This window comes from Streptomyces sp. NRRL S-495 (genome assembly GCF_000966955.1).
In the GTDB taxonomy this organism is placed as follows: domain Bacteria; phylum Actinomycetota; class Actinomycetes; order Streptomycetales; family Streptomycetaceae; genus Kitasatospora; species Kitasatospora purpeofusca.
Map to the genome: position 1 here is coordinate 1 of NZ_JZWY01000755.1, position 10,959 is coordinate 10,959.

General features: G+C 73.7%; 13 protein-coding genes and 3 pseudogenes. 8 read left to right on the plus strand and 8 right to left on the minus strand.

Annotated elements, in window-relative coordinates; all coding sequences use genetic code 11:
- A partial coding sequence (locus VR45_RS32710) for a HAMP domain-containing protein (RefSeq protein WP_234326392.1) occupies window positions 1–743 on the minus strand: 743 nt, incomplete at its 3' end.
- Between the two features lie 383 nt (window positions 744–1,126).
- On the opposite strand from VR45_RS32710, the gene VR45_RS32715 reads away from it, so the two are divergent.
- From VR45_RS32715 to VR45_RS32725, 4 genes and pseudogenes are all read left to right on the plus strand, one after another.
- Window positions 1,127–1,297: a hypothetical protein gene (locus VR45_RS32715; protein WP_045943518.1), complete on the plus strand. Its 171-nt coding sequence runs from the start codon at window positions 1,127–1,129 to the stop codon at window positions 1,295–1,297.
- 221 nt (window positions 1,298–1,518) lie between these two features.
- Window positions 1,519–1,629 (plus strand): annotated as a pseudogene (locus VR45_RS50770) (hypothetical protein); the annotation flags it as partial.
- A 56-nt stretch (window positions 1,630–1,685) separates the two neighbouring features.
- Entirely contained in the window at window positions 1,686–1,988 is a 303-nt protein-coding gene (locus VR45_RS49340) for a trehalose-6-phosphate synthase (RefSeq protein WP_045943519.1), read from the plus strand.
- A 706-nt stretch (window positions 1,989–2,694) separates the two neighbouring features.
- Window positions 2,695–3,648 carry a Rieske (2Fe-2S) protein gene (locus tag VR45_RS32725; protein WP_353612737.1) on the plus strand — a complete coding sequence of 318 codons (954 nt, stop codon included), beginning with the start codon at window positions 2,695–2,697 and terminating at the stop codon, window positions 3,646–3,648.
- A 164-nt stretch (window positions 3,649–3,812) separates the two neighbouring features.
- On the opposite strand, the gene VR45_RS32730 is transcribed toward VR45_RS32725, so the two are convergent.
- A complete protein-coding gene (locus tag VR45_RS32730; protein ID WP_052709550.1) occupies window positions 3,813–4,148 on the minus strand; it encodes a phosphatase PAP2 family protein in 336 nt (111 codons plus the stop codon).
- Between the two features lie 9 nt (window positions 4,149–4,157).
- On the opposite strand from VR45_RS32730, the gene VR45_RS32735 reads away from it, so the two are divergent.
- The 3 genes from VR45_RS32735 (at window position 4,158) to VR45_RS32745 (ending at window position 7,552) form a co-directional block, all read left to right on the plus strand.
- Window positions 4,158–4,790: a Rieske (2Fe-2S) protein gene (locus VR45_RS32735; RefSeq protein ID WP_052709551.1), complete on the plus strand. Its 633-nt coding sequence runs from the start codon at window positions 4,158–4,160 to the stop codon at window positions 4,788–4,790.
- A 109-nt stretch (window positions 4,791–4,899) separates the two neighbouring features.
- Window positions 4,900–5,160, plus strand: coding sequence for a DUF4235 domain-containing protein (locus tag VR45_RS32740; RefSeq protein ID WP_045943522.1), 261 nt, complete (start codon window positions 4,900–4,902; stop codon window positions 5,158–5,160).
- A gap of 121 nt (window positions 5,161–5,281) precedes the next feature.
- Entirely contained in the window at window positions 5,282–7,552 is a 2,271-nt protein-coding gene (locus VR45_RS32745; RefSeq protein ID WP_078897051.1) for a catalase, read from the plus strand.
- Between the two features lie 289 nt (window positions 7,553–7,841).
- Here VR45_RS32745 and VR45_RS32750 read toward each other — a convergent pair whose 3' ends face one another.
- The 6 genes and pseudogenes from VR45_RS32750 to VR45_RS32760 form a co-directional block, all read right to left on the minus strand.
- On the minus strand, window positions 7,842–8,075 hold the full coding sequence (locus VR45_RS32750) for a DUF6296 family protein (RefSeq protein ID WP_045943523.1): 234 nt from the start codon (window positions 8,073–8,075) through the stop codon (window positions 7,842–7,844).
- A 13-nt stretch (window positions 8,076–8,088) separates the two neighbouring features.
- Window positions 8,089–8,211 (minus strand): STAS domain-containing protein, encoded by a 123-nt coding sequence (locus tag VR45_RS49345; RefSeq protein ID WP_234326394.1) that lies wholly within the window; start codon window positions 8,209–8,211, stop codon window positions 8,089–8,091.
- Window positions 8,212–8,230: 19 nt separating this feature from the next.
- Window positions 8,231–8,461 (minus strand): annotated as a pseudogene (locus VR45_RS50775) (STAS domain-containing protein); the annotation flags it as partial.
- A gap of 143 nt (window positions 8,462–8,604) precedes the next feature.
- Window positions 8,605–9,003: a DUF2267 domain-containing protein gene (locus VR45_RS44720; RefSeq protein WP_078897053.1), complete on the minus strand. Its 399-nt coding sequence runs from the start codon at window positions 9,001–9,003 to the stop codon at window positions 8,605–8,607.
- Window positions 9,004–9,074: 71 nt separating this feature from the next.
- Window positions 9,075–9,405 (minus strand): annotated as a pseudogene (locus tag VR45_RS43410) (DUF2267 domain-containing protein).
- A 123-nt stretch (window positions 9,406–9,528) separates the two neighbouring features.
- Window positions 9,529–9,963, minus strand: coding sequence for an Hsp20/alpha crystallin family protein (locus tag VR45_RS32760; protein WP_045943525.1), 435 nt, complete (start codon window positions 9,961–9,963; stop codon window positions 9,529–9,531).
- Between the two features lie 112 nt (window positions 9,964–10,075).
- On the opposite strand from VR45_RS32760, the gene VR45_RS32765 reads away from it, so the two are divergent.
- Complete coding sequence (locus tag VR45_RS32765; protein WP_045943526.1) at window positions 10,076–10,768, plus strand: hypothetical protein; 693 nt, start codon at window positions 10,076–10,078, stop codon at window positions 10,766–10,768.
- Window positions 10,769–10,959 lie beyond the last annotated feature (191 nt).

The window sequence follows — 10,959 nt, forward strand, 5'->3', positions numbered from 1 at the left end:
ACCATGGTGTTGATGGTGTTCTTGAGTTCGAGGATCTCGCCGCGCGCGTTGACGGTGATCTTCTGCGAGAGGTCGCCGTCGGCCACCGCGGTGGCGACCTGGGCGATCGCCCGGACCTGGCCGGTCAGATTGCCGGCCATGGAGTTCACCGAGTCGGTGAGGTCGCGCCACGTCCCCGAGACGCCCTTCACATCGGCCTGGCCGCCGAGGATGCCCTCGGTGCCGACCTCGCGGGCCACCCGGGTGACCTCGCCGGCGAAGCTGCCCAGCTGGTCGACCATGGTGTTGACGGTGTTCTTGAGTTCGAGGATCTCGCCGCGCGCATCGACGGTGATCTTCTGCGAGAGATCGCCCTTCGCGACCGCGGTGGCCACCTGGGCGATGTCCCGCACCTGGGTGGTGAGGTTGCCGGCCATCGCGTTGACCGAGTCGGTGAGGTCGGCCCACGTCCCGGAGACGGCGGGCACCTGCGCCTGACCGCCGAGCCGCCCTTCGGTACCCACCTCCCGGGCCACCCGGGTCACTTCGGAGGTGAAGCGGGACAACTGGTCGACCATGCCGTTGAACACGGTCGCGATCTCGCCGAGGAGGCCGTCCGCGTCGTCCGGCAGTCTGGTCCCGAAGTCCCCGTCACGCACCGCCGTCAGACCGGCGAGCAGGAGCCGCAGTTCCGGCACCCCGACCTGGGCGGCGGAAGGACCCGCGCTCCCGCGCGAACCGTTGGGCGTTGCTGAGCCAGCCATCGAACGTCGCCTCTCTAGAGCCCACCCCGGCGCCGGGGCACCGAGGCCGACCGACAACACAGGCACGTACCGCCTGGGAGGCTACCCCAGTCCTTACCGGAACCGGAAAGCCCGGCAGCAGCCCGTTCGTGCGCCTTGACAGCGGTCGCCCGTGCCCGGGGTGCGTTCCAGTTCGTCGATCCGCTCCGCCCGGACCCGGCCTGACCGTTGCCGGTCCCGGTCGGCAGCCGTATGCCCCGGACTCACCGCCCGTAACGGGCGAGGGGGATCCCGGCCCGGGAGGCGGTCCCGCGGACCCGGGTGATCCGGCGGGGCGGGGCATGATCCGGAGGAACCGGGGCACCCGGGCCGTGAACCATTCCCCAGCGTGAGGAGTCCGTTCCATGTTCGGTCTGATCCTGGTCCTGCTGCTCGTCTTCCTCCTGTTCGGGCTCGGCTTCGCCGTGAAGGTCCTGTGGTGGGTCGGCCTGGTCGTCCTCGCCGTCTGGCTCCTCGGCTTCCTCGCCCGGGGCACCACCGCCGCCGGCAGCCGGGGGCGGTGGTACCGCTGGTAGCCCCCCGCGCCCCGCACTGCCGGTGCCCGTCGGCCACTGCGGCCGACGGGCACCGGCGCGTCCCGGGCCGGAACGGCACCGGACGAACGACCCTGCAGACCGAGGACCCCGAACACCGGCCGGCCGGAGGCCGATGACCGCCCGACCGGCTGCCGCCCGGGTGAAGTGTCCACTTCACCGCGCTCGGTGGTCGTGTTGGTGTCCGTCGGACGTCGAGGATTCTGGTCGGCGATCCTGACGGCACGTTACTCGGCGGCAGCCCGGCCGGCCGGGGTCGGTTGCGGGATGCGCTGGCTCACCGTCCGGAAGTGACCGTGGTCTTCGCCACGGGCCGCGGGGCACCCTCGATCCGGAACGTTCTGCGCGACCCGCTGGTCCCGAAACCCCGGTGGCGCACGCGGCTCACGGCGCGACCGTCCGGCTGCACGACTACAACCTCTGGCTGGTACCGGGCCTGCTGCGCACCTCACGGCCGGACCCGCGCACGGGCCTGTTCCACCACACGCCGTTCCCACCGGCCGAGGTCTTCGCCACCCTGCCGGTCGCCCGCGAGCTGCTCGCCTCCCTGGCCTGTCTCGACCGGGCCGGCTTCCACACCGCCGCCTTCGCCGAGCAGTTCCGGCAGGCCCTTGCGGGCCGGCCCCGCCTGCCGCGCATCGCGGTCCATCCGCTCGGGACTACCTCCCCCTGAGGCTGTCCCTCGCCGAGGTGGTCGACGAATACCTGGCAGCCGACGTGTTCTGGGTGACCTCGTTGCAGGACGGGATGAACCTGACGGCCGAGGGCCCCTCGCCCCGGTCCGCCCGGCCTGTCCGGCCTGTCCGGGGCGAGGAGCTCTCGGCCCGGACGGGCCGGAACGCGGCTCGACGCGGAGTCCCGGGCCGGGGGCGAGGGCCGTGCCGCCTCAGGTGATGGGTTCCGGGGCCGGTCCCGGCCCCGGCAGCGGGCCGGGTTGCGGCCCCGGCCCCGGTCCCGGCGCGGGCGGAGGCAGCGGGTCGGGCTCGGGCTGCGGCGGCGCCGGCGGTACAGGGTCGGGCCCTCCGGGCGCGGGAACCGGCCCCGGAACCGGTCCGGGTTGCGGCCCCGGGCCGGGGCCGGGGGCCGGCGTCGGACTGGGAGGTACGGGATCGTTGGGGGGTGTGCCCATGACGGACTCCTTCATCGAGGCGGAAGGACAGGGGTGCTCTCCTTACGGCGGCTACCCGCACATGGCCGGGTGAATCCGTTCGGCCGAGCGCGGCGCGTGATCGTCTCGTCACCGCGGCGGCGACGGAGGCTGGGTGGCGAGCCGGGCGGCTCTGGTGGGCCCGGTGGCCTCGGGGGAGAATCGGGTGCCCTCGACCGGCGGCCGGAGACGGGTAGGCCGTCCGGCTCAGCCGGCCCGCGCAGGCGCGGGAGTGCGGGCAGCGTGGTTCGCATGGGAACCTTCATTGCCCGTATCACCGCCGCCGGGTATCACCGCCGCCGGGTCGCGCGGCGACGACGGCATCGGCGTCCGGCTTCTGAAGATGCTCGACGCCGTGGGAGGAGCCGAGGAATTCGACGCCGTCGCCGAGCCTCTGAAGCGTGTCGTCCAGGGACTTCCGCTGGGGCGGTTGCGCGGGGTGCTGCACGGCCGGCCCCTGGGACATCCGCTGCATCCCGCCCTGGTGCAGGTTCCGGTGGGCGCCTGGCTGTCCGCGGGCGTTCTCGACCTGGTGCCCGGCTCGGAGCGTGCCGCGCGGCTGCTGGTCGCGGTCGGTGTCGCCACCGCCGCCCCGGCCGCGTGGACGGGTTGGGTCGACTGGGCCGAGTTGCACGAGCAGCAGAGGCGCACCGGCCTGCTGCACGCCGTGTCGATCGCGACCGCGATCGGGCTGTACGGCGTGTCGTGGGCGGCCCGCTCGCGGGGCCGCGACGGGCTGGGGCGCGTCCTGGGCTTCGCCGGACTGACCGCGGTCGGGGCCGGGGCGGCGATCGGCGGCCACCTCGCGTACCGGCAGGCGGCCGGCGCGAACAAGGCGGAGGCCGTCCCCCGGCTGGTCGAGCCCGGCTGGCACATCCTCGGGCGCGCGGCGGACTTCTCCGTCGGCGAGGCGGCGCGCCGGACGGTCGGCGAGGTGCCGGTGCTGGTGGTCGGGGAGTCCCAGGACGTGTTTCACGTCCTCGCCGACCGGTGCAGCCACTGCTCCGGTCCCCTCTCACAGGGCGAGATCGCCGACGGCCGCGTGACGTGCCCCTGGTACGGCAGCGTCTTCCGCCTCGCGGACGGCTGGAACGTGGGCGGTCCGGCGACCGCCCCGCAGCCGCGCTTCACCACCCGTACGGACAGTGACGGCATGCTTCAGGCGCGCCTGCCCGGCGCCGGCTGAGCGATCCGGCCCTCCGCAGGGGCGGTTGCGGAATCCGTGGCCGGTGCTCCTTCACCCCGTTGCCACGGGTGGCCGCGTCGGCCGCCGGCTCCCGGGTGAGCCGGCCGGTATGCCTGCTCGGCTTCGCCTCCCTCGTCGTGCGACCGCCGGACGGTCCGCCGCGGTCACCGTGGTTGCCTGCTGAGGCTGTGGGTGGGCGGTTCGGGCGGCGAGCGGTCCACCAGGCGGCGGCCGGTCAGGAGGTACTGGGCCGTGCACCCGGCGGCGACCAGGAACGCCCCCGCGACCGCGTCGAGGAGCCAGTGGTTGGCGGTACCCATGACGACCAGCAGGGTGACCGCCGGGTAGAGCACTGCCGCGATGCGGACCCACGGGATTCGGGTGGCGGTGACCACGGCGACGGTGCACCAGAGGGACCAGCCGATGTGCAGGGAGGGCATCGCGGCGTACTGGTTGGTCAGCGCCGTGACCACGCCGTCGGGCTCGCCGGCCTGCTGCACGCCGTGTCGATGACCACTGCGGTCGGCCTGTACGCGGCGTCGTGGGCGGCTCGCGCACGCGGCGGGGCCGGGCTCGGCCGGGGCCTGGGCCTGGCGGGGCTGGCCGTGCTGGGCGGCGGGGCTGCGCTCGGCGGCCACCTCGCCTACCGGCAGGGAGCCGGCGCGAACAAGGCGGAGCCCGTTCCGCACCTCGTCGAGCCCGGCTGGCACGACCTCGGCCCCGCTGCGGACTTTCCGCTCGGGGAGGGGGTGCGCCGTACCGTCGGCGAGGTCCCCGTGCTGGTGGTCCGCGAGGCGGACGAGCTGTTCCGCGTGCTGGCCGACCGGTGCAGCCACGCCTCCGGCCCGCTCTCCCAGGGTGAGGTCGCGGACGGCCGCGTCACCTGCCCCTGGCACGGCAGCGAGTTCCGCCTCGCCGACGGCTGGAACGTGGGCGGCCCGGCCACCGCACCCCAACCGTGTTTCACCACCCGCACCGACGCCGACGGCACCCTCCAGGTGCGCCTGCCCGATGCGGGCCGACCACGGGGCCTCCGCATCCCCGCCCCGTGTCAGGAGCCCAGCACGACGGCCGAGAACTTCGTGATCGACGTGACCCGCATCCGCGAGGAGGCCGCCGGGAGAGGGCGGGCGGGACGGTGACCCAGCCGTCCGCACCGGTCCCACCGGGCGCAGCCCCGGCGGTTTGTGCACCGTCGTGCGGGCAGACGACCAATGACCGCACGAACGACACCCAGCCGGGAGGGACCCCATGGTCAGAATCCTCTACAAGCCCCTCGGGCTGCTGTTCGGTGCCCTCGGCGGAGTCGTCGCCGGGGCCGTCTTCAAACGACTCTGGGCACTCCTCGGCCACCAGGACGACGCCCCGACCACCACCGACCCGGACCGCAGCTGGACCGAAGTGCTGACCGCAGCCGCACTCCAAGGCGCGGTGTTCGCCCTCGTCAAGGCGGCGATCGACCGCGGCGGCGCGGTCGGCACCCGCCGCCTGACCGGCACCTGGCCCGACTGAGAAGGCGCCACCAGCCCCAACGGCGTGCTGCGGCGGTGCAGCGAGCGGAGAGTGCCGGCGGTGGGAGAAGCCGGGCCGCGGCCGTCGTGCAGCAAGCCGAACTGTTCGGAAGGTTGAGGACATGGACAAGCCAGCCCCCGTGAAGAAGATCATCGATGCCCTCGCCGACGTTGCGGAGGCGCACCGTGAGGAAGTGCGCCCGACGCCCGGCGCGCCGAGTTCACAACCGCCGTCCGTCGCCGAGCCCGTCGAACCACGTCCGCCCCTGCCGCCCAAGCCGGACCAGCAGGCGCCCGCCGGTGTGACGGCAACGGGCCGGTCGGCGGGGGCCCCGACGGACGCGAGGGCGCAGAACGGCGGATATCTGACGACCGCGCAGGGTACGCGGGTGGCGGACTCCGACCACTCGCTGAAGGCCGGTGCCCGCGGCCCGGTGCTGCTGCAGGACCACCACCTGCGGGAGAAGATCACCCACTTCGACCACGAGCGCATCCCGGAGCGCGTCGTGCACGCCCGCGGTGCCGCCGCCCACGGTGTGTTCCACGGCTACGGCACCGCCACCGCTGTGTCGAGGGCCGCCTTCCTCGCGGAGGGAGCACAGACGCCGGTGTTCGTGCGCTTCTCCACCGTGCTGGGCTCCCGGGGTTCGGCCGACACCGTGCGCGACACCCGGGGATTCGCCACGAAGTTCTACACCACCGAAGGGGTCTTCGACCTGGTGGGCAACAACATCCCGGTGTTCTTCATCCAGGACGCGATCAAGTTCCCTGACGTCATCCACGCGGGCAAGCCGCATCCGGACCGGGAGATCCCGCAGGCGCAGAGTGCCCACGACACGTTCTGGGACTTCGTGTCCCTGCACACCGAGGCCACCCACCACACCATCTGGAACATGTCCGACCGCGGCATTCCGCGCTCCTACCGGATGATGGAGGGCTTCGGGGTCCACACCTTCCGTCTTGTCGACGCCGACGGCGCGAGCACCCTGGTGAAGTTCCACTGGAAGCCGAAGGCCGGCGTGCACTCCCTCGTGTGGGAGGAGGCGCAGCTGATCGGCGGCCTGGATCCGGACTTCCACCGGCGCGACCTCGCGGACGCCATCGAGGCGGGCAACTTCCCGCAGTGGGAGCTCGGCATCCAGACCTTCCCCGACACCCCCGACCAGACCTTCGAGGGAATCGACCTGCTCGACCCGACGAAGTTCGTCCCCGAGGAGCTCGCCCCGGTGCGGCCGATCGGCCTGATGACCCTCAACGCGAACCCCACGAACTTCTTCGCCGAGACCGAACAGGTCGCTTTCCACCCGGGCCACCTCGTGCCGGGTATCGACGTCACCGACGACCCGCTCCTCGCGGGCCGCCTGTTCTCCTACCTGGACACGCAGATCAGCCGCCTGGGCGGACCGAACTTCGCCCAGATCCCGGTCAACCGCACCCACGCCCCGGTCAACGACATGCTGCGCGACGGCTTCCACCAGGACGCCGTGCACGAGGGTGCGGCCCCGTACAAGCCGAACTCGCTGGACGGTGGCTGCCCGTTCTTCGCCGGCGTCGGCGAGCACGCCTTCGTGGAGCATCCGACGCCGATCGCGGCGGCGGCCAAGGTCCGCGAGGCGCCGGCCTCGTTCGGCGACCACTTCAGCCAGCCCCGGCTGTTCTGGCTCAGCCTCACCCCGGTCGAGCGCGAGCACGTGATCGCCGCCTACACCTTCGAACTGTCGAAGGTGTACGAGCAGGCGATCAAGGAGCGGGCGCTGACCGTCCTTGCGCGGATCGACGCCCAGCTCTGCCGAGAGGTCGCCACGGGTCTGGGTCTGCCGGTGCCGCCGACCGGCACCGCGCCCGCTGACGTCGCCCCGAGCCCGGCCCTGTCGCAGCTGGGCCGGCGGTGGCCGGCAACGGGCCGGGTGCTCGGCATCGTCACCGCCACCACCAGCAACCCGGACGCCGTGCGCGGGGTACGGGAAGCCGCCCTGGCCGCAGGGCTGTCGCCGCTGCTCATCGGCCCGACCGGCGCGCCGTTGGCCGACGACCTCGCCGTACAGCGGACCCTCGGTGCCACCCGGTCCGTCGAGTTCGACGCGCTGCTGGTGGCCGACGCTCCCGCCTCCGGCGCCGACGACCGCGGGGCGCGCGACGCCAAGGCGGGTGCGGTCGCGGGCGGCCGGCCGACGCTCGACTCCCGGGCCGTCCTGCTGGTCAACGAGGCCTATCGGCACGCCAAGCCGATCGCCGGCCTCGCGGACGCCCGCGTGCTGTGGGCCGCGGCGGGAATCGACCCGCAGGCACCCGGCGTGTTCACCGAGACCGACGGTGCCCGCGCGGTCTCCGCCCTTGTGGAGGAACTCGGCACGCACCGGGTGTGGGACCGCTTTCCGCCCGCCGCCCACTGAGCCCTCGGCGCGGGTCGTGGCCCGCGGCCCGTGTGCCAGCAGCGCGTGGCCCGCGGCCCGCGACCTGCGTCGCTGCCGCCGCGAGCGATGGGCGGCCGATAGGTCCGTACCGTGCGCCGTGCGCCGTGCGCCGTGCATCGGGCTGCGGGCACCGTGCTGCGGGCACACGGGTGGGAGGGAGCGAGGACACGCCCTGTTCGGCTGCGCCGATCTCCAGGGGCAGGTCCCGGGCGGGAAGGCCGGTCTCCGGCTCCGGACCGGCTTCCTGCTGAAGGCGCGCCCCGCCCGGTCAGGGCAGGGGTACGACGTGCAGGCAAATGTGGCGGCCGGGCTCCGGCGGCGCGGTGAGCGGCCTCGCCGCGCCGCCTTCGATCACGACCCGGAAGGTGCCCGCTCCGTCCGCGTACACCGCCGCCCCCGCAGCGGTCAGCTCACCGGTGCGCTGCACGATGACGACCTGGGGCGGCCCGTGTCCGCCGGGCGGGCCGGGCAGGGTGACCGCGTAGCGCCAGGTTCCGTCCATCACGGGTCTCGCTTCATCCGGTGTGCGCGGCGGTGTCGGCCAGGGCGGCGTGGACACTGTCGCGGATGGTGAACACCTCGTCGGTGCCGGTGATCTCCAGCAGTCGGCGGGTCTGGGGGGAGGGGGCGGCCAGCACGAGGGGGAAGGGCGTTGAGGCCGGTGGAGTCGCAGAAACGCAGACCGGCGAGGTCGACGACCAGCCGGGGCGGGCGGTCGGCGAGGGCCCGTTCGAGTGCGCCCTCAAGCTGCGGGCGCTGGTCCTGGTCGGCTTCGCCGTGCAGGTGGACGATCCGGGCGGTGCCGCTGTCCGTCGTGGTGGTGATCCGCAGCAGCGGGGCGGCACCGGTGCGGGTGGTCGCGGAGCGTGTGGCGTACCGGGAGGACATGAGGGTCTCCCTTCCGGCTGGGACGGTGTCCTTCCAGGGCCGGTCCCGGCCGACCGGTCCCGGCCGACCGGGCCTGTCCACCGGGCCGTGCCGCCGCAGGCGACGGGGCGGTGAACTCGCGGTCGCGGGCCGGGTCGGCCGCGTCAGGCGGCGGCGGTCAGGTCCGCGCGGCCGAACAGCAGGGCGTAGCCGCGGGGCAGGTGGGCGAGGAGGCGGTCGGTGAGGTGGGGGTCGGTGAGAGTGGTGAGGGCGGTCAGGACGGAGGAGGCATGCCAGCGAGCGGCGGTGAGGCTGGTGCCCAGGGTGTGGGCGAGGGTCTCGACGAAGGCGGGGGCGGTGACGGGGCGGGGCAGGGGGGTCTGGGCGGCGAGGACGGCGCGGGCCCGCTCGGGCAGGGCCGCGGCGAGGTCGAGGCGTTCGTCGCCGGTGAGCTGGGAGCCGAGGACGGCCAGGACGGCGGTGAGGACGCATTCGGCTTCCCCGTCGCTGGGGTAGCGGCCGTCGGTGCGGACCTGCTGGAGGAGGTGGTGGTAGCGGGTCATGGCGGGCGGCTTTCCGTCGGGCCGCGCGGTCGGCGCGGCGGCGGTGAGCGGGTCGGACGGCGGTGGGTGGGTCAGGGGCGGTGGCCGGCCTGTGGGCGGCCGAAGAGCAGGTCGTAGCCGGGTGGGAGCTGCGGCGGTGGTCTCGGTGGCGCCCTCGATCCAGGCGGCGGTGGCGCGCACGAACCGCTCGGGGGTGAGCGGTTCGGTGGCCGCGAGGGGGTTGAGCAGGACCAGGGCGAGGGTCTCGGGCAGCCGGGCCGCCAGGTCCGCGCGGACCTGCCCCACGAGGTGGGCGCCGAGCAGGGCCAGCACGACGCGGGCCGCGCGTTCGGCCTCGCCGACGGTGTCGTATTCGCCGCGTTCCCGGACCCGGTCCAAGAACGCCTCCCATCGGAGCGTCACCGCGATCCTCCTTTCGAGGCGTGCGTCGCCGGTGCGGTCCGCGCCGCCCCTTCGATGTGAGGGGGGAGAGATCAAGGGGCGGCGCGGACTGCGTCGGGGGCCGGTCAGGCCTCTATCTGCCGGTCAGGCCTGGATCTGCTTGCGGCTTCCGCTGTGGCTGATCTCGACCTTGCGGGGCCTGGCCTTCTCGGCGACCGGGATCTTCAAGGTCAGCACGCCCGCGTCGTAGTCGGCGGTGATCCCGGTGGGGTCGAGCGTGTCGGAGAGCATGACCTGGCGGGAGAAGACACCGAGCGGGCGCTCGGACAGTTCCCACTTCACGTCCTCGCCCTGGTGGCGCGGCCGACGCTCGGCCTTGACGGTCACCATGTTGCGTTCGACGTCGATGTCGATCGCATCCGGGTCCACCCCGGGCAGATCGAAGCAGATCACGTACTCCTCGCCCGCGCGGTACGCGTCCAGCGGCATCGGCGCCGGACGCGACCAGGTTCCCGTGTTGCCCAGGAACTGCTGGGTCAGACGGTCCAGTTCGCGGAACGGATCGGTGCGCAACAGCATCGCGAAACACCTCCAAGAGCAGTCAAAGGGTGCCAGTGCGCTTCACCTGACACCGTTCTAGCACGTCATCCATCCAATGACAAACAATCGTCGTCGTAGTTAGAATGACACCATGCGTGAAAAGCCCCCGAAGCCCCCCGCCAGCCCGAAGGCGCCCGTCGAACCGGCCTCGCTCCTCGCCGTCGCCGCAGCCCTTGCCAGCATCGACGACGCCGTCCGCACCGCCCAGGACCCCGACGGCACCCCACCGGCCAGCTCCGAGGAAGCCGGCCCCCAGCAGGCCCTGGCCGCGCTGGTGCTGCTGCGCGAACTGCGCACCGAGCTCGCCGGCTGGGAAGCCGGACTGGTCGAGAACGCCCGTGCCGCCGGCGCCACCTGGGCCGACCTTGCCCACCCCATGGGCGTCGCCAGCCGCCAGGCCGCCGAGAACCGGTACCTGCGCCTGCGCCCGACCGACAGCACCCCCGACGCGAGCGCCGCCCGGACGGGCGCCGAGCGCGTGAAAGCCGTCCGTGACCGCCGCGCCGCCGAACGCACCGTGGCCGCCTGGGCCCGCGACAACGCCGCCGAACTGCGCGTCCTCGCCGCCCGGATCGCCTCGGCGTCACTGGCCCCCGGCCGCCACCCCGGCCAGGCCGCCCTCACCACCGCCCTCGGGGCCGCCGACCCCGCCGACCTCATAGCGCCCCTCGCCGCCATGCGCCCCCTCCTCGGCACCGCCCACGACGACCTCGCCACCCGCCTCGACGCCCTCGCCCTCCACACCCACCAGCTCCGCGATGACAGCAACCGACGCCGCGCCTGACCCCCTCGACGCCGAGGCGCGCCGGCAGCGGCTCCTGGGTCGGATCCACGACCTCGAAGCACGAGTGGCCGCCGGGAGGGTGGCGCTCGTTCCTGGTGTCCGGCACCGCCGGCGCGTGCAGCTCGACCCGGTTGCCGTGGCATGTACGTGACACGCGAGACAGCGGGCCCGCGCGGCGGACAGGAGGCGGT